The 25,742-nt window shown below is 52.6% G+C and carries 22 protein-coding genes and 1 tRNA gene; 15 read left to right on the top strand and 8 right to left on the bottom strand.

Going from position 1 to position 25,742, the window contains the following annotated elements; genetic code table 11:
* Nucleotides 1-118 precede the first annotated feature (118 nt).
* The 8 genes from cmoA to ACTUJZ_RS02115 all read left to right on the top strand — a co-directional run bounded on the left by cmoA (nucleotide 119) and on the right by ACTUJZ_RS02115 (nucleotide 9,704).
* The gene (cmoA, locus tag ACTUJZ_RS02150; RefSeq protein WP_463634615.1) at nucleotides 119-871 is read left to right on the top strand and encodes a carboxy-S-adenosyl-L-methionine synthase CmoA; all 753 of its coding nucleotides are present in this window, start codon (nucleotides 119-121) and stop codon (nucleotides 869-871) included.
* A 1-nt stretch (nucleotide 872) separates the two neighbouring features.
* Nucleotides 873-1,838, top strand: a complete 966-nt coding sequence (cmoB, locus tag ACTUJZ_RS02145) for a tRNA 5-methoxyuridine(34)/uridine 5-oxyacetic acid(34) synthase CmoB (RefSeq protein WP_463635225.1) — start codon at nucleotides 873-875, stop codon at nucleotides 1,836-1,838.
* 93 nt (nucleotides 1,839-1,931) lie between these two features.
* Nucleotides 1,932-2,804, top strand: coding sequence for a kinase (locus ACTUJZ_RS02140; protein WP_463634614.1), 873 nt, complete (start codon nucleotides 1,932-1,934; stop codon nucleotides 2,802-2,804).
* On the top strand, nucleotides 2,801-3,625 hold the full coding sequence (locus ACTUJZ_RS02135) for an HAD-IIB family hydrolase (RefSeq protein WP_463634613.1): 825 nt from the start codon (nucleotides 2,801-2,803) through the stop codon (nucleotides 3,623-3,625). The genes ACTUJZ_RS02140 and ACTUJZ_RS02135 overlap by 4 nt, the downstream gene beginning before the upstream one ends.
* An 8-nt stretch (nucleotides 3,626-3,633) precedes the next feature.
* Nucleotides 3,634-4,857, top strand: a complete 1,224-nt coding sequence (locus ACTUJZ_RS02130) for a glycosyltransferase family protein (RefSeq protein WP_463634612.1) — start codon at nucleotides 3,634-3,636, stop codon at nucleotides 4,855-4,857.
* Nucleotides 4,858-4,860: 3 nt separating this feature from the next.
* Nucleotides 4,861-6,618, top strand: a complete 1,758-nt coding sequence (locus tag ACTUJZ_RS02125) for a sugar phosphorylase (RefSeq protein WP_463634611.1) — start codon at nucleotides 4,861-4,863, stop codon at nucleotides 6,616-6,618.
* A gap of 459 nt (nucleotides 6,619-7,077) precedes the next feature.
* On the top strand, nucleotides 7,078-8,328 hold the full coding sequence (gene moeA, locus ACTUJZ_RS02120) for a molybdopterin molybdotransferase MoeA (RefSeq protein WP_463634610.1): 1,251 nt from the start codon (nucleotides 7,078-7,080) through the stop codon (nucleotides 8,326-8,328).
* Entirely contained in the window at nucleotides 8,319-9,704 is a 1,386-nt protein-coding gene (locus ACTUJZ_RS02115) for an MATE family efflux transporter (RefSeq protein ID WP_463634609.1), read from the top strand. The genes moeA and ACTUJZ_RS02115 overlap by 10 nt, the downstream gene beginning before the upstream one ends.
* Here ACTUJZ_RS02115 and ACTUJZ_RS02110 read toward each other — a convergent pair.
* Nucleotides 9,701-10,366: a rhomboid family intramembrane serine protease gene (locus ACTUJZ_RS02110; RefSeq protein ID WP_463634608.1), complete on the bottom strand. Its 666-nt coding sequence runs from the start codon at nucleotides 10,364-10,366 to the stop codon at nucleotides 9,701-9,703. The two genes, ACTUJZ_RS02115 and ACTUJZ_RS02110, sit on opposite strands and share 4 nt — an antisense overlap.
* A 316-nt stretch (nucleotides 10,367-10,682) precedes the next feature.
* Between ACTUJZ_RS02110 and ACTUJZ_RS02105 the strand changes: the two genes are divergently transcribed.
* The 4 genes from ACTUJZ_RS02105 to ACTUJZ_RS02090 all read left to right on the top strand — a co-directional run bounded on the left by ACTUJZ_RS02105 (nucleotide 10,683) and on the right by ACTUJZ_RS02090 (nucleotide 14,245).
* Nucleotides 10,683-10,767: transfer RNA gene (locus ACTUJZ_RS02105), tRNA-Tyr, on the top strand.
* A 201-nt stretch (nucleotides 10,768-10,968) separates the two neighbouring features.
* The gene (locus tag ACTUJZ_RS02100) at nucleotides 10,969-11,793 is read left to right on the top strand and encodes an alpha/beta hydrolase (protein WP_463634607.1); all 825 of its coding nucleotides are present in this window, start codon (nucleotides 10,969-10,971) and stop codon (nucleotides 11,791-11,793) included.
* A gap of 4 nt (nucleotides 11,794-11,797) precedes the next feature.
* On the top strand, nucleotides 11,798-13,030 hold the full coding sequence (gene kynU / locus ACTUJZ_RS02095) for a kynureninase (RefSeq protein ID WP_463634606.1): 1,233 nt from the start codon (nucleotides 11,798-11,800) through the stop codon (nucleotides 13,028-13,030).
* Nucleotides 13,031-13,291: 261 nt separating this feature from the next.
* The gene (locus ACTUJZ_RS02090; RefSeq protein WP_463634605.1) at nucleotides 13,292-14,245 is read left to right on the top strand and encodes a transposase; all 954 of its coding nucleotides are present in this window, start codon (nucleotides 13,292-13,294) and stop codon (nucleotides 14,243-14,245) included.
* 21 nt (nucleotides 14,246-14,266) lie between these two features.
* Here ACTUJZ_RS02090 and ACTUJZ_RS02085 read toward each other — a convergent pair whose 3' ends face one another.
* Genes ACTUJZ_RS02085 through ACTUJZ_RS02070 form a run of 4 tightly spaced genes read right to left on the bottom strand, consistent with a single transcriptional unit; the run spans nucleotide 14,267 to nucleotide 18,018 of the window.
* Nucleotides 14,267-14,863 (bottom strand): nucleotidyltransferase family protein, encoded by a 597-nt coding sequence (locus ACTUJZ_RS02085; protein WP_463634604.1) that lies wholly within the window; start codon nucleotides 14,861-14,863, stop codon nucleotides 14,267-14,269.
* Nucleotides 14,853-15,998 carry an XdhC family protein gene (locus tag ACTUJZ_RS02080; protein WP_463634603.1) on the bottom strand — a complete coding sequence of 382 codons (1,146 nt, stop codon included), beginning with the start codon at nucleotides 15,996-15,998 and terminating at the stop codon, nucleotides 14,853-14,855. Before ACTUJZ_RS02080 ends, ACTUJZ_RS02085 begins: the two co-directional genes overlap by 11 nt.
* Nucleotides 15,995-17,182 carry a vWA domain-containing protein gene (locus tag ACTUJZ_RS02075; RefSeq protein ID WP_463634602.1) on the bottom strand — a complete coding sequence of 396 codons (1,188 nt, stop codon included), beginning with the start codon at nucleotides 17,180-17,182 and terminating at the stop codon, nucleotides 15,995-15,997. The genes ACTUJZ_RS02080 and ACTUJZ_RS02075 overlap by 4 nt, the downstream gene beginning before the upstream one ends.
* Nucleotides 17,182-18,018 (bottom strand): AAA family ATPase, encoded by an 837-nt coding sequence (locus ACTUJZ_RS02070; RefSeq protein ID WP_463634601.1) that lies wholly within the window; start codon nucleotides 18,016-18,018, stop codon nucleotides 17,182-17,184. Before ACTUJZ_RS02070 ends, ACTUJZ_RS02075 begins: the two co-directional genes overlap by 1 nt.
* Nucleotides 18,019-18,242: 224 nt before the next feature.
* On the opposite strand from ACTUJZ_RS02070, the gene cysK reads away from it, so the two are divergent.
* Nucleotides 18,243-19,208 (top strand): cysteine synthase A, encoded by a 966-nt coding sequence (gene cysK, locus ACTUJZ_RS02065; protein WP_463634600.1) that lies wholly within the window; start codon nucleotides 18,243-18,245, stop codon nucleotides 19,206-19,208.
* A gap of 143 nt (nucleotides 19,209-19,351) precedes the next feature.
* Nucleotides 19,352-19,816, top strand: a complete 465-nt coding sequence (locus ACTUJZ_RS02060) for a hypothetical protein (RefSeq protein ID WP_463634599.1) — start codon at nucleotides 19,352-19,354, stop codon at nucleotides 19,814-19,816.
* A 16-nt stretch (nucleotides 19,817-19,832) separates the two neighbouring features.
* On the opposite strand, the gene ggt is transcribed toward ACTUJZ_RS02060, so the two are convergent.
* Both ggt and ACTUJZ_RS02050 read right to left on the bottom strand, forming a co-directional pair.
* Nucleotides 19,833-21,557 (bottom strand): gamma-glutamyltransferase, encoded by a 1,725-nt coding sequence (gene ggt / locus ACTUJZ_RS02055; RefSeq protein WP_463634598.1) that lies wholly within the window; start codon nucleotides 21,555-21,557, stop codon nucleotides 19,833-19,835.
* Nucleotides 21,558-21,605: 48 nt separating this feature from the next.
* Nucleotides 21,606-22,370 (bottom strand): enoyl-CoA hydratase, encoded by a 765-nt coding sequence (locus tag ACTUJZ_RS02050; protein WP_463634597.1) that lies wholly within the window; start codon nucleotides 22,368-22,370, stop codon nucleotides 21,606-21,608.
* A gap of 117 nt (nucleotides 22,371-22,487) precedes the next feature.
* Here ACTUJZ_RS02050 and rrtA point away from each other — a divergent pair, with 117 nt between their 5' ends.
* On the top strand, nucleotides 22,488-23,090 hold the full coding sequence (gene rrtA, locus ACTUJZ_RS02045) for a rhombosortase (protein WP_463635224.1): 603 nt from the start codon (nucleotides 22,488-22,490) through the stop codon (nucleotides 23,088-23,090).
* Nucleotides 23,091-23,141: 51 nt separating this feature from the next.
* Here rrtA and ACTUJZ_RS02040 read toward each other — a convergent pair whose 3' ends face one another.
* Complete coding sequence (locus ACTUJZ_RS02040) at nucleotides 23,142-25,631, bottom strand: S9 family peptidase (protein WP_463634596.1); 2,490 nt, start codon at nucleotides 25,629-25,631, stop codon at nucleotides 23,142-23,144.
* Nucleotides 25,632-25,742 lie beyond the last annotated feature (111 nt).

Below are 25,742 nucleotides of genomic sequence, written 5' to 3'. Positions count from 1 at the left end.
ATCCGCCCAGCTGACAAAGCCTTATTCTGCAATCTGCCCTGCGCCAATTTAAAAAATGCACATAAAAGAGTAAAATTAGCGATTATTGTGATTTTCTGTGACAAAAAAGGCCAGCACTGTGCAAAAACACGACAGCATCTATGCCAATCCCATGGCATCGGTAGACGATTTTACCTTTGACGAAGCCGTGGCAGATGTCTTTCCGGACATGATCCAACGTTCAGTGCCCGGTTATCAGACCATTGTACACACCATCGGTGAACTTGCCACGCGCTATGTCCGCTCCGCCTCGCAGGTGTATGACCTCGGATGTTCGCTAGGTGCAGCCAGCCTGGCCATTGCCCGCAATACGATGGACACACCTTGCGATATTTTTGCCATCGACAGTTCGCCGGCCATGGTGGAGCGGTGCGCGCGCATGGTGCGGTCCTTTTCGCTGCCCAATCCGGTGCATGTGCAGTGTCAGCTGGCTCAGGATACGCAGATTACTAACGCCTCCATGGTGGTAATGAATTTTACCTTACAATTTATCGAGCCGGATCAGCGCCTGGGTCTACTTAAACAAATTTATGCTGGGTTGAATCCTGGCGGTATCCTGGTGTTGTCTGAAAAAATCAGCCACCCCACCCTGCAAGGCAACGAGCTGCTGATTGATTTGCATCATCAGTTTAAGCGCGATAATGGCTATAGCGAGCTGGAAGTGTCACAAAAACGCGCTGCGCTGGAAAATGTAATGCGCACCGACACCTTCGATACCCACGAGCAACGCCTGCGCGCCGCCGGTTTCAGTGATGTGGTGATGTGGTACAAGTGCTATAACTTTATGTCGCTGGTAGCAATCAAAGCAAAGGACACTGCAGCAGATGAATAACATGGCAAGCCAGTGGTTTGAGCACGCCTATGCCTCTTTGTTAGGCACCCCGTTAAGTCGCTGGCTGGAAACCCTGCCAGGCCAGCTTGCTACCTGGCAACAGCATGGCGAATTTGATAAATGGTGTCGCCTGCTGGACAAATTACCCACTATCGAGCCTGGCACGGTGGAGCTGGCACAGCGCGTAGCGGTTTCGTCGTCTGAGCCGGTAGAAGCTTACACGCAAAAGCAGATTGAAGGCTTATTGCGCCAGTTTATGCCCTGGCGCAAGGGTCCGTTTTTCATCCATGGGGTGGAGATCGATACCGAATGGCGTTCCGATTTTAAATGGGACCGGGTCGCCCCGCATATCAGCGATCTGACTGACCGCTATGTGCTGGATGTGGGCTGTGGCAGTGGCTACCATATGTGGCGCATGGCCGGTGCCGGCGCCCGTGGTGTATACGGCATCGACCCCACCCAGCTATTTTTAATTCAGTTTCAGGCTATCCGGCATTTTATCGGTGAGCATAATGTGCACTTTTTGCCGTTAGGTATCGAGCACATGCAGCCGCTGGAGGCTTTTGACACTGTATTTTCCATGGGTGTGCTGTACCACCGTAAAGATCCGGTACAATTTCTCGAGCAGCTGAAAAGCCAGTTACGTCGTGGCGGCGAGTTGGTGCTGGAAACCCTCGTTGTCGATGGCGATGAGAATACCGTATTTATGCCCGGTGAGCGATATGCACAGATGCGTAATGTATGGTTTTTGCCCAGTGTGGCCGCTCTGACTCGCTGGCTGGAACGCTTAGGTTTTGTGGATATCCAGGCAGTAGATGTGAATGTGACCAGTTTGGATGAACAGCGTGCCACCGACTGGATGACCGGCCAGTCGCTGCAAGACTTTCTACACCCTGAAGATCTTTCACAAACCATAGAAGGATATCCCGCCCCCAAGCGTGCGGTACTCACAGCTACCCGTAAATAACCCTGCCCGGCCTGTGCCACAGGATGTGGCACAGATGTTGATACCTGTATTGCCAGTGTTTAATTGCATTTATGCTGACAGGCAGGGAATTCCATGGATATCGCGTCATTCTTAGACACCCACCAGCTGCCCGCTGATTATGCGCAAGCTGCACAAAAATGGTTCAACCCGGTCGCCGACACCCTTGCAGCGCGCCATCGTGGTGCACATCAGCCTCTGTTTGTGGGGGTAAATGGTTGCCAGGGCTCCGGCAAATCCACCTTGTGTGATTATCTGGCTTTTTATCTTACTCACCACCACAAGCTGGAGGTGGCTGTTTTATCCATCGACGATTTTTATCTGCCGCAACAACAGCGCCAGTTGCTGGCCCGCACTGTTCACCCGTTACTGCAAACACGCGGCGTACCGGGTACCCATAATACAGAGCTGGCCAAAGCCACCATTGAAGCACTACGTAATCATCAGCAAACCATTTTGCCGCGCTTTAATAAAGCCACAGATAACCCACACCCTCAATCAGACTGGCCGGTGATCAATAATCCGGTAGATATCGTTTTTATTGAAGGCTGGTGCTGGGGGATCCCGGCCCAGGCAGAAGCCGAACTGGCAGAGCCGGTGAACGAACTGGAACAGGCCGACGATCCGCAAGGGTTATGGCGGCATTTTGTGAATACCCAACTGGCCGGCTCATACCAGCAGCTGTTTGCCACCATGCAATACTGGATCATGCTCAAAGCACCATCATTTGAGCATGTCTATCGCTGGCGTTGTGAACAAGAGCATAAGCTGGCCGCCAAACAAGCTGGCGGAGCCGGCGTGATGTCGGACGAACAGATACATCGGTTTATTCAGCATTATCAGCGGCTCACCGAACATGCGCTGGCGCATATGCCTGCGCGTTGCGATCAGGTGTTTGAGCTGGCGGCTGACAGAACCATCATTAGTGAACAAAAAGGTAGCCGATGAGCGCACACGCAATACTGGTTTTTACGGATATGGACGGCACCTTGCTGGACCATCACACCTATAGTTTTGACGCCGCCAAGCCAACGCTGGCGACGCTTAAACAACGTGCTATCCCGGTCATCCCGTGTACCAGCAAGACCTTTGCCGAGATGGTAGAACTGCGTGAACGGATTGGCCTGGACGGTCCGTTTATTGTTGAAAACGGTGCAGCAGTGTACCTGCCCCACGGCTGCCTGGCTCAAAAGCCCGCTGGCGCGATATGGCAGGATGGATTTTGGTGCAAAGCCTTTACCTCCGGCAAAAGCCACTGGCTAAAATTGCTTGAAGCGGTGAAAGGCGATTTTGCCGGTGAATTCACCCATTTCAGCCAGATGAGTATTGCCGATATTCAGGCGGCCACCGGTCTGGGTGAAGCTGAAGCCGCGCGGGCAGCGCAGCGTCAGTTCGGTGAGCCGGTGCTATGGCAAGGCGATGAGGAGCGCAAACAGGCTTTTATGCAGGCAGTACGTGCCCGCGGTGCGACCCCTTTGGAAGGCGGCCGGTTTGTGCATATCAGCGGGGATTGTGACAAAGGCCGCGCCCTGCAGTGGCTGACCCAGGAATACCAACGCTATCAGGAAAGCCCGGTTCATTCCATTGCGCTGGGCGATGGCAACAATGACACCGCGATGTTGGACGCGGCAGATGTAGCGGTTCGCATAGCCTCACCCAGTCATCCTCCCCCCCAGATAACAAAAACAGAACAGGTTTACACCAGTACCCAACTCGGCCCGGAAGGCTGGACAGAAATGCTAACAACACTGCTTTCACTTGAGGATTAGGAGAACACATGGCCGATTTTTATCAAAACGGTGTGATTACCACATTACATAACCTGGCAAACCGACCCACCGAGGATTTGGAAGCCGAGTTACTACGCTTTTCGCAAAAGCGTCCGATGGCGTTGATTTTGCCCTCGCTGTATTCAGAACTGGAAGGCAAAGCCCTACCGCATATTTTAAATGAACTGACCAATGTGCCGTATTTGTCTGAGATTGTGATTGGTCTGGACCGCGCGGATAAAGACCAGTACAAACATGCGCTGAAATTTTTTGGCCAGTTGCCGCAGCATCATCGCGTGTTATGGAATGATGGCCCGCGCTTAAAAGCGCTGGATGAAGAGCTGACCGAGCTGGGCCTGGCACCTAAAGAGCTGGGTAAAGGCCGCAATGTCTGGTATTGCATGGGCTATGTACTGGCGTCTAACCGCGCCGAGTCGGTGGCGCTGCATGATTGTGACATTCTGACCTATAACCGCGATTTGCTGGCCCGGCTGATTTACCCGGTGGCCAACCCCATGTTCAATTACGAATTCTGTAAGGGCTATTATGCCCGGGTGGCCCACGGCAAAATCAACGGCCGCGTATCTCGGTTGCTGGTTACCCCACTATTGCGGGCACTCAAACGCACCTTGGGCGACCATGAATATTTAGAATTCATGGACAGTTTCCGCTACCCGTTGGCCGGTGAATTTTCCTTCCGCCGCGATGTGCTTAACGATATCCGTATCCCCAGCGATTGGGGTCTGGAGATCGGGGTGCTTTCTGAGATGCACCGCAATTATTCGCACAATCGCTTGTGTCAGGCGGATATTGCCGAAACCTATGATCACAAGCATCAGGATTTGTCGCTCAATAATGATCAGGGCGGCTTGTCCAAGATGTCTATCGACATTACCAAAGCGGTCTTTCGCAAGCTGGCCACCCAGGGATTTACCTTCAGCAACGAAATGTTCCGGTCAATTAAAGCCACCTATTACCGCATTGCGTTGGATTTTGTCGAAACCTATCACAATGATGCCATCATGAATGGCCTGAGCCTGGACATTCACCGTGAAGAAAAAGCCGTGGAAATGTTTGCCAGCAATATTATGAAAGCCGGCCAGAGCTTTTTAGAAAGCCCCATGGAAACCCCGTTTATCCCGAGCTGGAACCGGGTGACCAGTGCTGTTCCCGATATTCTTGACCGGCTGTTGGAGGCCGTTGAGGCAGATACATCTGAATTTTTGGAGTAAGCCATGACGACACCCTGGAATGCGTTACACGAAAAAGTGTCACACCATCTGCAAACCATTTATGCCGATGTGGTGCTGGACCAGCCGGTGGGCGAGCTGGCCACCGCGTTAATGCAAACCATGCGGCTCACTCAGGATGACGGCATTGTGACGCCTCAGGCCCATGCAAACTACTGGGATGAAAGCGACATTGTGATGATCACCTATGGTGACAGTGTTACCGACGGCCACGAAAAACCCTTGGTGACACTGCACCGGTTTATGCAGACTTATTGTGTGAACACCATCAACAATGTGCATATTTTGCCGTTTTTTCCCTACAGCTCGGATGATGGCTTTTCGGTGATAGATTATTCCAGCGTCAATGAGGCGCTGGGCGACTGGGACGATATCAGCCGGCTGGCTGAGGAATACGGCCTAATGGCGGATCTGGTGGTTAATCATTGTTCTGCCCGCAGTGCATGGTTTGAAAACTTTATTAAAGGCGAAGGCCCCGGCAGTGATTTTTTCTTCACCGCCAGCCCCGATGATGATTTATCCATGGTGACCCGGCCGCGGGTGTCGCCGCTGTTGCGTGAGACCCAGACCAGCGAAGGCACCAAATATGTCTGGTGTACCTTTAGCCACGACCAGGTGGATTTTGATTTTACCAATCCAAAAGTTCTGCTGGCTTTTATGGATATCGTGCGGCTGTACATTGACAAGGGCGCCAAGATTTTCCGTCTGGATGCAGTAGCATTTTTATGGAAAATTGTCGGCACCACCTGCATCAATTTAGACCAGACCCATGAAATTATCCGGCTGATGCGCACGCTCATTGAGCATGTGGATCCGGGCATCATCATCATCACCGAAACCAATATCCCCAACCGCGAAAATCTGACCTATTTTGGTAACGCTAACGAAGCCCATGCGATTTACAATTTTTCGCTGCCGCCACTGTTGGTCAACACCCTGGTGACCGGTGATTGCCGCTATTTAAAAAGTTGGATGATGAGCATGCCGCCGGCCCAAAGCGGCACTACCTATTTTAATTTTATTGCCTCGCATGACGGTATTGGCCTGCGTCCGGCCGAAGGCTTGCTGGATGATGAAGAGATTTCAGCGCTGGTCCATGCTATGCAGCATTTTGGCGGCAAGGTCTCCTGGCGTGCCTCGGCCCACGGCCAGCAAAAGCCTTATGAGATCAATATCACCTTGTTTGATGCCCTGCAGGGAACCATTGAAGGGCCGGACCGCTGGCAGGTGGAACGCTTTGTATGCGCTCATGCTATTATGCTGGCCATGGAGGGGATCCCGGGTATTTATATTCATAGTCTGCTCGGCACCTCCAACGACTATGAAAAGGTCGCTAATACCGGGCATAATCGCTCGATTAATCGCAAACGCTGGGACTTTAGCGAACTGCAGGCCTTACTGGACTCCCCCTACTCGCAGCATCACAAAGTGCTTACCCGCTTATCCCAGCTGATCCGCATCCGTAAAGCGCAGCCTGCGCTGCACCCTAATGCCACGCAGTTCACCTTACAGTTGGGCCACCAGGTGTTCGGATTCTGGCGACAAAGTTTGGATCGTCAGCAAAGCCTGTTTTGCATCAGCAATATCAGCAATGAAGAACAGGCTGTGTTGTTATCAGACATCAACCTGTTTGGTACCGACAACTGGATCGATCTTATCACCCGCGAGGAAGTGCACAATGATGAGAATTATCTGCAGCTAAAACCCTATCAAACGGTGTGGATCAGCAACCTCGATCCTTAATCCGCCAGCAGTGTGTTGGACAAGCAGTGTGTTGGACAGGCAATGGAGTGACTGTCCAGTTTGCTTGCTTGACTGTCCACACAGATAACTTTCACCGGCTGCCCAAGCGCCTCCTCTCCTTCGAGCCGCATATTGACTAGGCCCCAGACTGACCACTGAAGTGACTGTCCATTTTTCTGATTGACTGTCTATTAGCTATCCTTTCGCTATTAATGACTGTCCACTAGCTATTAATAACCATTTTTTGTGACTGTCCCTATTAATGACTTTTAATTAACTTCCCTACAGCGTCTGTCCGAATGTATGACTGTCCATTTGCTATAAGCGACTGTCCACCACATAGCAAAGCGTCTGCTTATTCACCGTAGTTCTGCGTCTCTTCGTACCACTTGCGCTAGCCGCCTCACTAAATTTAATGGATAATCATGGTTTTAGTTTGGCAAATCAGGGAGTTTGTCGATGTCTGCACAATTCTGGCAGAGCCTTGAAACGGCGCTGTCACAGCTAATAGGTAGCCCACGCCCTGCCCCGACCAGCGAATTTTGTACGTTGGAGCAGTTGCGCGGGCGGGTCGCGGCCATCGATATACATGCTCCTGTAGCGGTACCACCGATGGCTGTATCGGCCATGGATGGTTACGGTCTGGCATTAACACACGCATTGCCAAAAGGTCCCTGGCCAGTGGTAGAAACCGTATTGGCGGGTGCTGATGTCAGCAATTTATCGGTAGCGCCGGGGCAAGCTGTGCGCATAATGACAGGCGCGCCCATACCCGATGGGGTCACGGCGGTGGTGATGCAGGAAAATACCACACCCTGTGAGCAAGGAGTGAGGGTCGCCACACCACCTGAGGCAGGCGAGAATATTCGCCCCAAGGGTAATGATATTGCCCAGAGCGATCTGGTTATCCCGCAAAACACCCGTCTTCAGGCCTGCCATATTATGCTACTGGCCTCTCTTGGGCTGACCGGCTGTGAGGTATACCGTAAGCTGAAAGTGGCGGTGGCTGCCACCGGTGATGAAGTGGTGGCTCCCGGGCAGCCGTTGCGCAGTGGGCAGATCTATAACAGTAACAGCGTTGGTATTGCCGCATTACTGGCGCCATTTGAAATTGCTCTCACTGATCTGGGCATTTGCCCTGACGACCCACAGCAATTGCGCGCATTATTAACGCAAGCTACCGAGCATTATGATTTGCTGATTACCTCTGGCGGGGTCTCGGTGGGTGAAGCCGATTATTTGACTGACATTCTGGCCGACCTTGGCCAGATCGCCTTTTGGAAAGTCGCAATAAAACCCGGCAAACCATTTGCTTTTGGCAAACTGAGAAACTGTCTGTTTTGCGGCCTGCCAGGCAACCCGGTCTCCAGTTATGTTACCACGGAGCAGCTGGTTATTCCGCTGATTGAGCACCTGCAATATCAGACACCCGCGCCCCGGCTAACGCTTACAGCGCATTTGACGCATGACTGGTCGCGCCGACCCGGTCGCAAGGAATTTGTTCGGGCGTGCTATTCGCAAAATAGCGCGGGCCAGGCCCATGTCAGCATCTTGCCGCGGCAAAGCTCAGGGGTTATGACCACCGTCACCCAGGCCAATTGTTATGTGGTTGTGGACACCGACTGCGCAAAATTGGCCGCTGGCCAGCAAGTGACTGTCCAGCCTTTTGCCATACCCACCGCGCCGGTAAGGAGCTTCGAGTGTCTCTGATATCACCGCGTTTTGCGCTGGAAAGTAAGCGCTTAGTGCAACTAACCTGGCCACTACTAATTGCCCAGCTCACCCAAATGTTAATGGGAGTGGCCGATACCATTATGGCCGGTCACTATGATGCACTGGATATGGCTGCAGTTGCTTTGGGCTTTAGCATCACCATTCCCCTCATGTGCTTTTTACAGGGGATTGCGCTGGCGTTACCCCCCATCATTTCGCGCTATCAGGGCAGTCGCCAGGAAGGTGAAGTGGCGTTTGCTGCACAACAGGCAGGGTATCTTCTGCTGTTGATCGGAATACTGATCATGCTGTTGTATCCCGCCCTGCCGGCATTGTTGCGTTTATTCCCGATGGAAGCCGGGTTGTTTGATATTACTCTGGATTATATCCGTTATGTCCTCTTTGCGATGCCGGCGTTTGCACTCTATCAATGGCTGCGTAACTACTGTGAAGGCCTGGGCAATACCAAACCCACCATGCTCATCACCGTAATCGGCTTAGCCTTTAATATTGTTGCTAACTACTGCTTTATTTACGGTGTAGGCCCTATCCCGGCTTTTGGCGGGGCGGGTTGTGGTATTGCCACCGCCATCGTAATCACTGTGATGTTTATCAGCACCCTGATCTATACCCACAGATCGCGCCGGCTACACATCTACGCGTTATTTGGTATCTGGCATAAACCCGACGTGAGAATGATGCTGCGCACATTCAAGCTGGGCTTCCCGGTCGCCATGACCTTACTGTTTGAGGTAACCCTGTTTGCCGTGGTCGCTTTATTGTTAGCCCCGTTTGGGGCAGCGACAGTGGCCGCCCACCAAATTGCGCTTAACTTTTCCTCGCTGATGTTTATGTTCCCCCTCAGTATGGGGATGGCGGTCTCAATCCGGGTGGGCTACCGGGTAGGCCAGGATAATTACCGCCAGGCTGCCACTGCGGTGAAAAGCGCATTAACCATCGGTCTGGGCGTCGCTGCCTGCACCGCTACCTTTACCGTGCTGGCCAAGGACATGATTATCCGTCTTTACACCACGGACGAAGCGGTAATCAGCCTGGCCAACGCCTTGCTAATTTATGCAGCGCTGTTTCAATTTTCTGATGCTATTCAGGTGATATCGGCCAACACCCTACGCGGATATAAAGATACGACGGCCATGTTCATGATCACCTTTTGCGCTTACTGGTTGCTGGGCCTGCCCAGCGGGATCATATTGGGCCGGACCGACTGGCTTACCGACGCGCCGATGGAAGCAGCGGGTTTCTGGATTGGGATTATTATCGGATTGAGTGCCGCCGCTGTGATGTTAGGTGCCCGAGTCTATGTATTGCAGAAACGCCATCGCCAACCTGCATTATTGCACGCCGCTGCTTAGGGTGGCGGTTCGGGTGGCTGCCAGTTCGAGGTGGACTGATCATCCCGTCGACGCAGTTTTTCATGCAAGGCGGGATCGTCCGGCTCATCGGGGTTCTCCCAAGCGTATTTTTTGCGCCGCGGTTTTGGATCGTGGCGCCAACCGGCAAAAGCACAGGCTGCGCCGCCCAACGCACCAAAAAGATGAGCCTCAAAAGAAATTTGCGGCTCGGTGGGAAATATTGTCAAAATCATGGTGCCATACATAAAAAAGGCAATCATCATCAGCCCCACCGAGCGCCCGTCGCGGCGCAAAATCGCCACCACAAACAGGTAAAAGAATAACCCGTGGGCGACGCCACTGGCCCCTAAGTGCGTGGCATCCCGGCCCAGCAACCACACACCGATACCACTGGTCAGCCAGGCCGCTGTCAGCACATAAAAGCGGGTGCGTGGATAGCCATACATCAGGGCGCTGCCTAACACGAGCAACGGCAGTGTATTGTTAAACAAGTGCTCATAGCCAGAATGCACCAGCGGCGCAGTGAGAATTCCGTATAGCCTGACCGGCTCTAGCGGCACGATGCCCAGATACCCTAACGGCCAGCCAAACAACACACCGGCGGATTGGATCACCCATAGTAGCGCTACCGCGAGCGTGGTGCGAAAAATAGACTGTTGCAAAGAATAACGCTTGTTCGAAGGGTGCATAGATCAGATGTGGGGGACGGTTCAGACAAAATCAATTGAAGGAAGCAATCAATTTGGGGAAAAAATGCCTGCAATTGTCTGTTTCGCAAAGTAAAACCTGTTCAGAAAGGTATCGCCGCTGGAGATTTATGCTGCTTCATCCAGCTGGTCAAAAACTAACCTTATGATTTTTCTGCACCTTTTTTGAGATAAAAGCTTGACCCATCTGCTTTTCACGTCTACCATGCGCCCCGCATCTGACGAACAGCCAACAGAAAAAACTGTAGCATATCCTTTTGTCAGATTATGTGGAGTGGTACCCAAGCGGTCAACGGGAGCAGACTGTAAATCTGCCGGCTCAGCCTTCGCAGGTTCGAATCCTGCCCGCTCCACCATTTTTCTTTTCTTACATCTATTCCAGATTTATTCTTTGCTGTGCCCTGCAGTTAATCGACTATTACTTTCTTATGCTTCTGCGATTTATCGCCCCAATTCGCAATATCAGGCGTAAAAAATCTTTACTCTTTTCTTCAAAACCTTGAATTGCACGGCAAACACTGGTCCTATTAACAGCTCATTGTTACTTAGAGACATCCATGCGCGCACGCCTCATTCTTGTACTGGTACTGTTTGTTGTCGGTTGCCAAAATCTGACCACATATCAAGAGGCCCCTCATCCTGCCGGTGAGAATGTCAGCTTTGCCCAGGTAAAAGCTCTTAAGTATTCGCCCGCCCAGACCACACTGTATTATGGCGACGATCCCTTACAGTTTGGCAAACTCTGGCTGCCTAAAACACTGTCATCACCGCCCCCGTTGGTGATCTTTGTGCATGGCGGATGCTGGTTGTCGGCCTATGATTTGACCCACAGTTTTGCCCTGGCCAGTGCGCTTAATGACGCCGGCTTTGCGGTATGGACGGTAGAATATCGCCGCACCGGCGATCCGGGCGGTGGCTGGCCTGGAAGCGTCAACGACGTGGTCCAGGCCATTAACTTTATTCAGGCCAGACAAGCCTGGAGCCAAGTTGCGCTGGTCGGGCACTCTGCCGGCGGCCATCTGGCATTCCACGCCTCTCAACGCATCCAGCAGCCGGTTGACCAGACCATCGGCCTGGCACCTATCATTGATGTGGTCGCCTATTCTCACGGTGACAATAGCTGCCAACGCGCGACTCACGCCTTTTTAGGTGGGACCCCGCAGCAGCGCCCGGCCGAATATGCCGATGCGACCCTGGTGAATACGCGCTTTGACGGTAAGGTTGCTATTTTAACCGGGGGCATGGACAAAATCGTGCCCTTGCCGGAAAATCCACTGCCCACAGCCTCTTTTTATCAGGAACCGGCTGCCGGACATTTTGACTGGGTTCACCCCGGCACCCCTGCTTTTGTACGCCTGGTTGAATTACTACAAACAAAGTGAATGTATGACACATAATATAAGCAAGCTCGATAAGCATGATCCGTTAGCTTCAAAACGGGCGTTATTTGAACTGCCTGACAATACCATTTATCTTGATGGGAACTCACTGGGCGCGTTGCCCAAAGCAACTGCACAGCGTGTCTCCAATGTGGTATCCCGTGAGTGGGGGCAGGATCTTATCAGCTCGTGGAATAAACACGGCTGGATAGACTTGGCCGAACAGACCGGTGAAAAGATCGCCCCCTTATTAGGTGCCAAGCCTGGCCAGGTGATTGTATGTGATTCGATCTCGGTCAATTTGTACAAACTACTGGTGACAGCGTTATCCATGCAACCGGGGCGGACAACTGTGGTATCCGAACAGGGCAATTTTCCTACCGACCTGTATATGGTCCAGGGCGTGCAAAACCTGTTAGGCGAAAATCGCTGCATGCTGCACAGCGTGGCCCCCTCTCAGGTGGAAAATGCATTAACCGAAGATGTGGCGGTACTAATGCTCACCCACATCAATTTTCGCTCCGGCAAAATTCATGACATGCAGCGGCTCACACGGCTGGCGCATGAAAAAGGCATCCTGGTGATCTGGGACCTGGCGCACAGTGCCGGTGCGGTGCCACTGGCACTGGATGATTGCGCGGTGGATTTTGCGGTAGGCTGTGGTTATAAATATTTAAACGGCGGGCCAGGTGCACCGGCGTTTGTATATGCTGCTCACAAGCATCACGACCGGATACGCCAGCCGTTAAGTGGCTGGATGGGGCATGCTGCGCCCTTTGCTTTTGAGGAGTCTTACACCCCTGCTGCGGGCATAAAACAGTTTCTAGCCGGGACCCCTTCTATTTTGGCAACTGCCGCCTTGGATGCGGCGCTAAGTGTGTTTGACGATGTGGATATGATAGATCTCCGAGACAAATCCACCCAGCTCACAGAATTGTTTTTATCCTTGAAACAACAGCACCGCCATCTGGATGCGCTGACGCTGGCATCTCCCGCCCACCCAGACGAGCGCGGCAGCCAGTTATCATTTTCACACCCAGATGCCTACGGTATATGTCAGGCATTGATTGCCCATGGTGTGGTGCCGGATTTTCGTGCCCCGGATATTGTTCGCTTTGGCTTTACGCCGCTGTACTTACGCTATGCCGATGTGGCCGCTGCTATCGAAATCCTTGCCCATATTATGCAAGACAAACTGTATGAAGATGAGCAATATCAACAGCGCTCTGCAGTTACCTGAGCGGCCTGGCTCAGCCTGAGCAAGCGCTTTTGAAGAAAAGCGATTTGGACAGTCATGGTGTTGCTGTTTGTAAGACAGTCATATCGATGTGGTGACTGTCTCCTTTGCTCTTTTTTTCTCCTCACTATGACTGTCATTGTTTTTTATTTTTACGTTTTCCTTACTCCAGGCACAGTCCGACACGGTCAAACCGGTCTTGGGTACAGTTGGTATTTGAGTTGGCTTCGGCAGAATATTAGCATACCTCTCCAGAGAGTAATTATGATGCCCAGGCCGCGTAAATCGCTGATAAATCCTGAAGAAACCCCATACTATCACTGCATTTCACGTTGCGTGCGTCGGGCCTTCTTGTGTGGCAAGGATGAGCTAACAGGCAGGAGCTATGAGCATCGCCGCCAGTGGGTTGAAGATCGCATTTTATATTTAGCAAAATTTTTTTGTGTCGATGTTTGTGCTTATGCGGTAATGAGTAACCATACGCACACTGTCCTACGCATTAACCAATCAAAAGCTGATGATTTATCCATCCGGCAAATACTTTGTCGATGGCATAAGCTGAGCAATGGCAAGTTAATGGAGCATCGCTATCTGAGCCCGACAGAACGTGCCGATATGTCCGCAGCCCAAATTGCCAGTGTTGAACACAGCGCCGAAGAATATCGGCAGCGCCTTTGCAGCATTAGCTGGTTTATGCGGTTGCTTAACGAATATATCGCCAGGCGGGCTAATAAAGAGGATGACTGTACTGGGCATTTTTGGGAAGGCAGATTCAAATCGCAGGCCCTGATGGACGAAGCAGCTCTGGTAGCCTGTATGGCCTATGTTGATCTTAATCCGGTAAGGGCACAAATGGCTGACTCGCCAGAAACATCCGCCCATACAAGCATTCTGAAGCGCCTGAACGCCGCAAAATCTGGCCGCCAACCGCGCGCTTTACTCAACTTTTCCGGTACTGTAAATACCAACCGGAGCCAGTGCTTGCCGTTTCGATTAAAAGATTATTTTAGTCTGGTCAGATCCTCTTCCCATCATTTCCGCACACCAACTGTCGCGCCGGCAAAAACAAAGCACAATCGTATTTTGCGACACACAGGGCTGAGCCCCGCCGAGTGGAGCCGCATGCTTTTGGGAATAGAAAAGCTGTTTGGGATCACAGTCAGTTTAGAAAAGCTATTCCGACAACAGTCCCCTCCCCGGCTATGCGGATTTGGATGAAAAACTAACTACCTCTAGACCTTACAGCTCTTTTAGCGCATCAGGCGTGTCTATATCCCAGGCGGCTTCAATATGAGGTACGGGGAAGGTAGTGGCAGGCTCCTGGAACAAACCGGCTTGAAGCAAACGTCCAGCGCCTCTATCACCCGTCAACTGATGCAACGAAGGCCAAAATTTTCGGGGAAACAACGCCGGTGCGCTGCAATGCTCAGCCCAATAGCTGGCAACCTGCATCTCTGGCTTGATACGGCCAACCTCAATTAGTTGCTGCAGGCCAACATAAGACACTTTGGGTAAATCTGCCAGGCAAATCAACAGATGCGTGCAAGCAGGCTGTTGCTGTTCGACTGCATGAAGGCCAGCTCTGATACTCGTACTGATCCCGCTTTCCCATGCTGGATTTTCAACCTCAATAATCTTGCGCCCTATATTTTCAGAGAGGTCATGGTGATAAGCTCCGCTTACGACATAAACCGGTAAGTCGCCAAGCTGTAGACATTCGCTCACGGCGCGTTCTAGTAAGCTCTGACCATTCGGTAAGCGAACAGACAGCTTATTTTTGCCGTATCGGCGAGCCGCACCACCGGCCAGAATAACAATACTGAGATCAAATGCCATGACTATGCGCTCCGTTTAGCTGGCGGCCATGAAGAACGGCGTGGGCTTGACTCAGTATAGACAGCGCTATCGATTCAGGCAGCTCACCACCAATATCTAAGCCGGCTGGCGAATTAAGCGCTAACATGAAGTCTTGCTGCGTCAGTCCTGCTTCATCGAGCACTCGCTGGGTGCGATGGCCCGGGCCTAGCAGAGCCACATAGCGAAGGTGTGACTGTCCACTTCTTTCTCTTCTTTCTAATGACTGTCTTTGTGCATGCTGGATTTTATGAACTAGCTGCAAAGCCTCGGCGTCCAGCCCGATATGATGATGCATGATTACAATCGCGTTGGCCTGACCTACTTCACAATGTTCAGCGAGCTGGCCGGGCGATTGTGTTAAACAGAAGTGTGCTTCGTCAAAGTCGTCGCTGCGGGCGTAACGGGCGCGGGGGTCAGCCACACTAACGATCCAGCCTATGCGCGCAGCCAGGCTAACTAAAGGGCGTGCATCCACGCCTCCCCCCAATATCAGCAATGCTGGTGGCGGGGTGACCGTGTGGCTGAACCATCCACTGTCTATTGCTTTTGAAGCTGTACCTGGCCTGCTCAAATGACTGTTCAATGGTATTCCTGCAGATGCCTGTCCTGACCTTTCCCTAGCCCTTTTATTTGAATGACTGTCCTGTGTTAGGTGAGTGCCCAACTCCCTATCCAAAGGCCCCAGCGTGCAGAGCGGCAGGCCGGGTGACAGGCTATGGTTGAGGGTTACAGAGTGCCTGTCCAACAGCAGGCGGGCGAATTCAGCAAGGTGCAGGTAATGATTGTCGGCGGTGAGCGGTTGCAGCAGCAATGTGACTGCACCACCGCAGCCAATGCCTAACTGCCAGGCGACATCGCCTTCATCCTGCATGTCATAGGTCACTATTTTGCTCTTACCGGTCAGCCAGCAGCGGCGAGCCTGATGAAACACATCGCTTTCCAGACATCCGCCGCTGACTACGCCTAGCTGGTCACCGCGTTCACTGAACAGCATCATCGCGCCAGGCTTACGGTATGACGAGCGCTCGGTGGCAATCACCGTGGCCAGCAGCCAGTTAGTTTCGTGTTGCTGCGGTAGCCACTGCTGCAGTATATGCAGCGGATGATGGTTCACAATTTGCCCGGCCGGCTGAGCCGGGCAATCGCTTCGGTCAGTCCATCAAGGGTCAGGCTGTACATGCGGTCCTGCATAATTTGCTGCATCAACCCCACCGACTGATAATACGGCCAGTACGCCTGAGGCTGTGGGTTAAGCCATACCGCGCTGGAAAAATGATTGAGCAGCCGCTCCATCCACACCGCCCCGGCTTCTTCGTTCCAGTGCTCCACACTGCCCCCCGGATAGGCAATCTCATACGGGCCCATAGTGGCATCACCCACAAAAATCACTTTGTAGTCACTGCCAAACCGGTGAATGATATCCCAAACTGGGATCCGCTGGTCGCGGCGGCGCTGATTATCCTGCCATACCTCTTCATACACACAATTGTGAAAATAAAAATACTCTAAGTATTTGAACTCACTGTGTACTGCCGAAAACAATTCCTGAGTTTGCTGAATGTAGGGGTCCATCGACCCACCCACATCAAAAAACAACAGCACCTTGACCGCATTGTGCCGCTCCGGCTGCATGTGAATGTCCAGCAAACCGCCCTTGCGGGCGGTTTCGGCAATGGTATGGCCCACGTCCAGTTCCATGCTGGCGCCGGTTCGGGCAAACTTGCGCAATTTACGTAGCGCCATTTTGATATTGCGGGTGCCCAGCTCCACATCACTGGATAAATTTTTAAACTCGCGCTTGTCCCATACCTTGGCCGCCGAAAAGTTACGGTTTTTATGCTGGCCAATGCGTACCCCTTCAGGGTTATAGCCAAACGCGCCAAAGGGTGAAGTCCCCCCGGTACCAATCCATTTGTTGCCGCCCTGATGGCGTGACTGCTGCTCTTTAAGGCGCTCCTGTAGGGTTTCCATCAGCTTATCCAGACCGCCCAGCGCTTTAACTTGAGCTTTTTCTTCGTCGCTTAAGTGCTTTTCCAGCTCTTTACGCAACCAGTCTTCGGGGATCTCCTCGCCCATCAAATCAATCTGCTGCACACCGTCAAAATAATCGGCAAATGCCTGGTCAAACCGGTCAAACTGGGTTTCATCTTTTACCAGCACCGTGCGCGCCAGGTAGTAAAACCCTTCCATATCGGCCATCACTACCTGCTGTTTCAGCGCGCCTAGTAAATCCAGTAATTCGCGCAAACTGGTTTTAACCCGGTATTTGCGCAGCGTGAAAAAAAACGAAACCAGCATCAGCGACGCGCCATAAACGCCAGTTTTTCAAACAGGTGGATGTCCTGCTCATTTTTCAGCAACGCGCCATATAACGGTGGGATGGCGGCTTTGCCATCTTTGCTGTGTAACACATCCGGCGAAATATCCTCGGCCACCAGCAATTTGAGCCAGTCGATAAGCTCTGAGGTCGACGGTTTTTTCTTCAGGCCCGGCATCTCGCGTAATTTGAAAAAAGCCTGCATGGCTTCATCGAGTAAATTCTGCTTAAGCTTGGGAAAGTGTACCGCCACAATCTCTTGCATCTGCTCGGGCGTGGGGAATTGAATATAATGAAAAAAGCAACGGCGCAAAAAGGCATCCGGCAGCTCTTTTTCGTTATTAGAAGTGATGATCACAATTGGCCGTTGGCGGGCTTTCACCTGCTGCTGGGTCTCATACACAAAAAATTCCATCTTATCGAGTTCCAGCAGTAAGTCGTTGGGAAACTCGATATCCGCTTTGTCGATTTCATCAATCAGTAACACTGGCCGCTGCTCGGCTTCAAACGCCTGCCACAGCTTACCTTTAACAATGTAGTTGCTGATATCATGCACCCGGTCATCGCCAAGCTGTGAATCACGAAGCCGCGACACCGCATCATATTCGTACAGGCCCTGCTGAGCCTTGGTCGTGGATTTGATGTGCCACTGGATAAGCTGAGTATCCAGTGCGCCAGCCAGCTCTTCGGCCAGCATGGTTTTGCCGGTGCCCGGCTCGCCTTTGATTAACAGCGGTTTTTCCAGCGTGATAGCTGCATTTACAGCCAGTTGCAATTCATCGCTGGCGATATAATTCTGGGTTCCGGAAAATGCCATTGTGACTCCTTAAAACAATCCGGTGATCAGCCGCGCATTCACGGCCTGCTTGCTACGATTAACCATATCATATAGCGAAAAAGCACTTTGCTTTTTTTCTATTGGCACCAATGATAAAAGGGTATAACTAAATCATACGTTTGCGGTTGCAAAATCAGACGTTTTCCAGCGTAATAAAGATCATTCACAGCAGCAACGTATTCCATGAGAATAAAGGATGAGCAATGAGAGTATTAGACGATAACTCACTGGCTATCGGCAACACGCCCCTGGTTAAACTTAATCGCGTTACTGGCGGCAATGTGTACGCCAAGATGGAATCGCGCAACCCCAGCTTCAGTGTTAAATGCCGTATCGGCGCAAACATGATTTGGGATGCCGAGAAACGCGGCTTACTGGCCGATGGCAAAGAGATTGTCGAGCCTACCTCCGGCAACACCGGTATTGCGCTGGCATTTGTGGCGGCTTCGCGTGGGTATAAGCTTACCCTGACCATGCCTAGCAGCATGAGCCTGGAGCGTCGTAAATTACTTAAAGCATTAGGCGCGAATCTGGTGCTAACCGAAGCGCCCAAAGGCATGAAAGGCGCAGTTGCTGCCGCGCAGGAAATTGTTGATTCAGATCCGGGCAAATACATCATGCTGCAGCAGTTTGATAACCCGGCCAACCCGGAAATTCATGAAAAAACCACCGGCCCGGAAATCTGGGAAGATACCGATGGTAAAATTGATGCCTTTATTGCCGGTGTGGGTACCGGCGGAACCATCACCGGGGTTAGCCGTTACATCAAAAAAACCAAAGGTAAGCAGATCATTTCTGTGGCAGTAGAGCCAACAGATTCACCGGTTATCACCCAGGCAAAAAATGGTGAAGAACTTACCCCGGGTCCACACAAAATTCAGGGAATCGGTGCTGGCTTTATTCCCGGCAACCTGGACCTGGACATGGTGGATGAGGTGGAACAAATCACCAACGAAGAATGCATGGAAATGTGCCATCGCTTGATGAAAGAAGAAGGTATTTTGGCCGGCATTTCTTCGGGTGCCGCAGTGGTCGCAGCAAAACGCTTTGCCGAGCGTCCGGAAAACATAGATAAACTGGTTGTGGTTCTGCTGGCCAGTGCCACCGAACGTTATCTGAGCAGCCCGCTGTTCGCTGGCGCGTTTGACGAAAGCGAAGAAGTCCAATAAACCCGCACTGACATGTTCAGTAACAAACGGGGCCGTCTGACGGCCCTTTTTTTGTGCCTGGAAGAGTAGGCAAATGCCCATGCCCGGTTATACTATGGACTAACACATTCGCTGTTGTGTCATAAAAAACGTGGTTATAAAACATGGAACAAACATTTCGCTCGATCCGCCTGTGGACAGGCACCGGCCTGCTTAGCTTATTGCTGTTAGTGACTGGCTGTGACCGCCAAAGCCGTGAAACCGGGTCAACCGGCAATGAAAACTCGCCAGAATTTGCCGCCGTCCAATTTGCCGAGAGTATTTATCAGGATGACAATATCGACATCGCGCTGGGCTTAAGTACCCAGCGTATGCGCCGGATCCTGAATAACTATCGCACCAACCGCAATATCCAGCGCCATGTATTAAATCTGAAATACGACACGGTGGTAATCAAGCCTGACGGCGGTAACCGCATCGGGCGTACAGAATTTTCTGAAGAGGCCACTGTGACACTGTTTTTCAGTGGTACCTATGATGACGACCGGATTGAAGATTTACGCAGTGTAAAGCTGTTACGGCAAGGCGGCCTGTGGAAAGTCGACCGCATTACCGACGATTACTGGTAAGAATTTTAGCGGGCCCTTAACGGCCCACTGCCAGTCCTTCCCGGCGCGGGTCTGCCCCGCCAATCAGTTTGCCCTTATCCAGTTGTATCCCGTGTAGGCCACTGTTTAAATCAATTACCTTTACCTCATGACCGAGCTTTTCCAGCGGTGCCTGCAGCGCTGCGGCTGTGGTGCCTTTTTCCAGCGCGGTATAATCATTGCGATTGGTGATTTTAGGCTGGTTGATGGCCTGCTGAATGTTTAATTTAAAATCCAGCACGCCAATTAAGGTTTGCGCCACATAATCGATGATACGACTGCCACCCGGCGAGCCCACAATCAGGGATAACTTGCCGTCTTCATCAAATACCATCGACGGGCTCATCGAGCTGCGCGGCCGCTTGCCCGGCTCCACCCGGTTGGCCACTAACCCATGACTGTCATTAGGGTCAAAGGAAAAGTCAGTTAGTTGGTTGTTAAGCATAAAGCCGCCCACCATCAGGCCCGAGCCAAACATAAATTCGATACTGGTGGTCATCGACACCGCATTGCCTTGCTTATCCACAATCGACACATGGCTTGTATTGGGCTGCTCTATCGAATCCCCACTAATCAGCCCATCAGCTGCATACGGCTGGCCAGCCTGTGCAGGCTGCCAGGTTTTGTCCAGGCCAATCAGCTGGGCGCGTTTAGCCAGGTAGTCAGCATCAATCAGTGGAGTCACTGGCGTATTGGTAAAGTCGGTGTCGGCCACATAGCGTTGGCGGTCAGCAAAGCTTAATGCACTGGCCTGGGTGAACAGGTGGGCAAACTGGGCACTGCCGGGTTCCAGCGCGGCCAGGTTTTTACCTTCCAGTAGTTTTAGGATCTGATAGACATTCACCCCACCTGAGCTGGGCGGTGCCATGCCACACACTGTTTTGCCGTGATACGGGCCGCACACCGGCTCACGCATTTTGGCTTCATAGCCGGCCATATCTTTGGTGCTCAGATTACCCGGATTAATCGGGGCCTGGTTAACTGTCTCCACAATTTGCTCGGCCAGTCCACCGGTATACAGATAATCTGCGCCTTCACTGGCCACCTTAGACAGGGTATCGGCCAAGGCCGGGTTTTTTCTTAAGGTACCGGCCTGGATAGGCTTGCCATCCGGGAAAAAATAGTCGCTGCTGTTGTCGAACTTGGGCAAGCCAGGGTGATAGTCCAGTGCCACCAGCTTGGCCAGTCGCGGCGAGACTTCAAAGCCCTGGGTGGCAGTGGTGATGGTCTCATCAAATAACGCCGACCATTCCAGTTTACCAAATCGCTCATGGGCTAATTCCAGCCCGCGCAGTACCCCGGGCACGCCCACTGACTTACCGCCCACCAGCGCTTTTAACCACGGCATCGGCTGGCCATCCTGCATAAACCAGTTGGCATCCACCGCCGCCGGCGCGGTTTCCCGCGCATCGATGGTGTACAGTTTTTGCTCGGCATTGTCCCAGTACAAAATAAACGCCCCGCCACCGATACCTGATGACTGCGGCTCCACCAGGGTCAGCATCGCCTGCACTGCGATAGCCGCATCGATGGCACTGCCGCCGCGTTCAATGATGGCTTGGCCGGCTTTAGATGCATGCGGGTTGGCGGCCACCACCATATAGTCGTCGGTAGTTACCGCTTGTTTTTGGGTAAAACCGGTATCGGCTTCCGGCTCACGGGTTTCGATGTTAGCAGCTTGCTGGGCCGAGCAGCCCGCACTGACAGTCAGCCCGGCGGCCAATAACAGTGCTCGGCAGGAAAAGTTGAGCGTGAAAATAACGTGTCTCCTTTATTTGAATTTGGCCGGATTAATCGGGCGTTTGTGCAAAAAGGCCTCAAAGGCTTCCTGGGCAGCCTCGGTATCCATGGCTTTTAAGAAGACATCCATCTCTTCAATCATGTGCTGTTCAATGGCTTCTTTATCGGTGGTCAGCAGCACCTTGGACTGGCGCAGCGCGTACGCCGGTTTAGCCGCCAGCGCCGTACAGACCTCGTGTACTTTGGCTGCGAGGGTGTCTGCATCCACCACTTCATTGACCAGGCCAAATTGCATCGCTTCGGCGGCATCGAACGGGTTACCCAGTAATAGCCATTCACTGGCTTTTCGGTGCCCGGCCATGCGCGGCAGGATGTAGCTGGAGGCAAATTCCGGCACCAGGCCTAAATTGATAAACGGCATCACAAACCGCGCCTGCGGCTCACAATACACCAAATCACAATGCAACAGCATGGTGGTGCCAATGCCTACGGCCATCCCATGCACCTGGGCCACCACCGGATGAGCGCAGTTGATCAATGCCCGCATAAAATCCGACACTTCACTGACATGATGGCCATCGTCCTGATGGGCAAAATCAGCAATGTCATTACCGGCCGTAAAACAATCGCCGTGAGCCGCAAGTTTGACTACTTTGACAGACTCGTCAGTGTTGGCTTCCACCAGCGCATCGGCCATGCGCTGATACATTTGCCGGGTCAGCGCATTTTTTTTGTCGGCGCGATCCATGGTCAGGGTTAACAGCCCGTTTTCCTGTTCAACAATTACATTGCTCATGGGTATATCCTTTTTTGTAAACTAGCGACCTATGGCTTTTTTGTAAACTAGCGTCCACTGGGCCGGGTTTTTCGGTATGATAACCAGCCTGACGTAAAATAAAAATCACTTACAATGATGTTATCACTGCCTTTTTTATCTAAGCACAGTCTTGGGCCGCTGCTGGTAGGTAGTACTGCTGTAATTCTGTTCTGGTTTGCCCCCGGTATCAATGAATTGCTGGCCTACGACCGCTATGCGCTGCAGGGCTGGGAAACCTGGCGGATAATCACTGGCAACCTGCTGCACACCAATGGCTACCACTTACTGCTCAACCTGGCCGGGCTGGCCCTGCTTTATCTTTTGCATGCCGAGTATTATCAGCCGCTGCGCTTTGTGAAAATGTTTATCTGGTGCTGTGTGGGCACCACGCTGGGCATTTACTGGTTGTCGCCCCAGCTGATCTGGTATGTGGGCTTATCCGGTGCGCTGCATGGCATGTTTGTGTGGGGAGCGTGCCTGGATATTCGCCAGCGCATGCTGTCTGGCTGGTTATTGCTGGCCGGGGTGGCGGCAAAAGTGGTCTACGAACAGTTTGCGGGCAGCAGCGCGTCGGTAGCCAGGCTCATTGAAGCCAATGTGGCCATTGATGCCCATCTGTATGGCGCGGCCAGTGGCTTGCTGCTTAGCGCACTGATGTGGGCCGGGCGCAGCTGGCGTCAGCGCCGCGTGGCAGAGTAAGCCTAAAACAATAACCATAAAAAAAGGCGCCTAAGGCGCCTTTTGTATTCTTTACAGATTTTCTTCAAACAACTTATAAATCCGGCGGTACTCGTCCAGCCAGGAACTGGGCTGCACAAAGCCATGAGGCTCTACCGGGTAGATAGCAGTTTCAAAATCTTCTTTTTCCAGCTCAATCAAACGCTGCACCAGGCGCACGGTGTCGACAAAAAACACATTGTCGTCCACCATCGGCGCGTTGATCAGTAGCGGTTTTTGCAGGCCGTCAGCATAGTAGATCGGCGAGCTGCGCTCATAGGCGATGGGGTCCACATCCGGCGTATTTAAGATGTTTGCTGTGTATGGGGTGTTGTAGTGGGCCCAGTCGGTGACCGGGCGCAGCGCCGCCCCCGCCTGGAACAACTCCGGCGCGGTGAACATCGACATAAAGGTTAAAAAGCCGCCGTAGGAGCCGCCATAGGTTCCGATACGCTGACGATCCACATTAGCATTTTCCACCAGCCAATTAACACCGTCGGTCAGATCCTGCACTTCCGGCTCACCCATATTGCGATAGATGGCGGTGCGCCAGTCACGGCCATAGCCGGCCGAGGCGCGATAATCCATATCCAGCACCACATAGCCTTGCTGCACCAGCATGCTATGGAACATGTATTCGCGGAAATAGCCTGACCAGCCTAAGTGCGCATTTTGCAGATACCCGGCCCCATGGTTAAACACCACAGCCCGGCGCGGCTCGCCGCTGTCGTAATTTTCTGGCAGGTACACCCGCGCATAAATCGGCTGGGCAGTGTGCGACGATTCAATGGCCACTACCTGCGGGCGTGCCCACGGCATGGCTTTAAATTCATCACTCACGGTGTCGGTGATCTGGCGTGCGGTTGCGGTGCTGGTCACCGGTTTGATATACAGCTCCTCCGGACGGGTTACCTTGCTGTGAGTCAGCAACAGGGTTTGCTCATCCGGGCTTAAGGTGTAATCGGTCATGCCGTTTAAGTCGGTCATCACCTGTGATTCACCGGTTTGTACATTCACCCGGTAAATTTCATAAATACCCGGATGCTCCTGGTTAGCCTGGTAATAAATGTAGCTGTCATCTCGGGTCAGGGTTGGATTGTCAGTGATAAACTGGCCCTGGGTCAGCGCGCGTGGTGCCTCACCAGGCACCTGGGTGTACAGATGCGCATAGCCGGATTCTTCTGACTGGTAATACAAGGTTTCACTGTTGTTAAGCCAGCCAAACTGGTTAAAACGGTAGTTAACCCAGGCATCGTCGTGCAGGCGTGACTGGCTTTTCAACTGAGCGCTGTCCAAATCCACCGTCGCAATCCAGCGGTCTTTGTTGTCCCAGGCTTCAAGCATCACGGCCACCTGCTGACCATTGTTGTGCCAGCGCACCGCCGGACCAGACCAGTACCAGCTTTGCAGCAGGGTGATTTCCCGCGGTAGGCGGTTGACCTGATAGCTTTCACCGCGCGCCTTTGCATTTTCGGCTTTCACCTCGGCCAGCACATCTTCGTTGTAGCCGGGCAGCGCGGTGTAGGCAAGCTCCTGCTTATCACCGGTGTTCACATCCACCAGCCACAGGGTGTGGTTTTCCGGCTCGGCATCGGCTACTCGGCGGCGCACTTCTTTGGCGGCAATGCGGCCGTCTTCCTGAATATAGTGTGGCATGATGTCGGAGTCATCGCGCCACGGCTTATCTTCGGTGGTCGCCACAATGGCTTTATCGCCGGCCGGCGACATAGACACCCCGACCAGGCGATGACCCGGTTCAAAATACACCGGCTTGCGTGCCACACCCTGATTGGCCGCCGCCAGCGCCTCATCTTGGTCAGCTTCATCCTGGCGTTGTTTGCGCTGCAGCGCGATATACTCAATCAGGCCAATCTGTTCTCGGGCCACATGATCGACCGGCTCTTCCACGGCTTGCGGCTCTTCGGCAAAAAACCAGGACAACAACTGTTCGCGCTGGCCGGTTTGCAGGTTGATGGCAATCACTTTATTGCCGCTTTTGGCCATCAGGCGGCCGTCGGTCATAAAGCTTAACTGGGTAAGGGCAGCGCCGCCGCGGGTCAGCTGTACGGTGTCGCCATCACCAAAGCGCACAAATACGCTGTCTTTAAACCGGTAGGCGATGGTATTGCCATCCGCGCTTACCACCTTTTCATCAAACTGGTAATGATGCAGGTTATCCAATGCCACCTCACTGGCATTGTCCGGGTTGGCCAGCGGCGCGGCAAACACCTGATTAAGGTGACTGTCCATTTTTTCGCGCTCGTACACAATGTGGCTGCCATCCACCGAAAAGCCGGCATTTTGCGGCTGGCGGCCCAGCCACTGCGGATCGGCCATGATTTGTTCTAAGGTGATGGTATCACCGCTCACCGGGGCCGCCACATCCGGGGTCACTGTAGCCGGCACATCACGCTGTTCGGCGGTGTTGGTTGTGGCCTCAGCGGGCGCAGAAGAAGTGGCGCTACAGGCGCTTAACGCACTGGTGACAGCCGCAGCAATCAGCAGCGAAGAAAATTTGCTCATGGATTTATCTTATTGATTGTTATTCGTAAGCCCATTATAAGCAGGCTGAATCAAGGATGGTCAAGCTTCATCGACAATGTTGGGCGGGTCGTCCAAAACCTGGGGCGATTT

Source organism: Alteromonas sp. WD8-37, from assembly GCF_055326825.1.
This window is presented reverse-complemented; position numbering and strand designations above follow the sequence as displayed.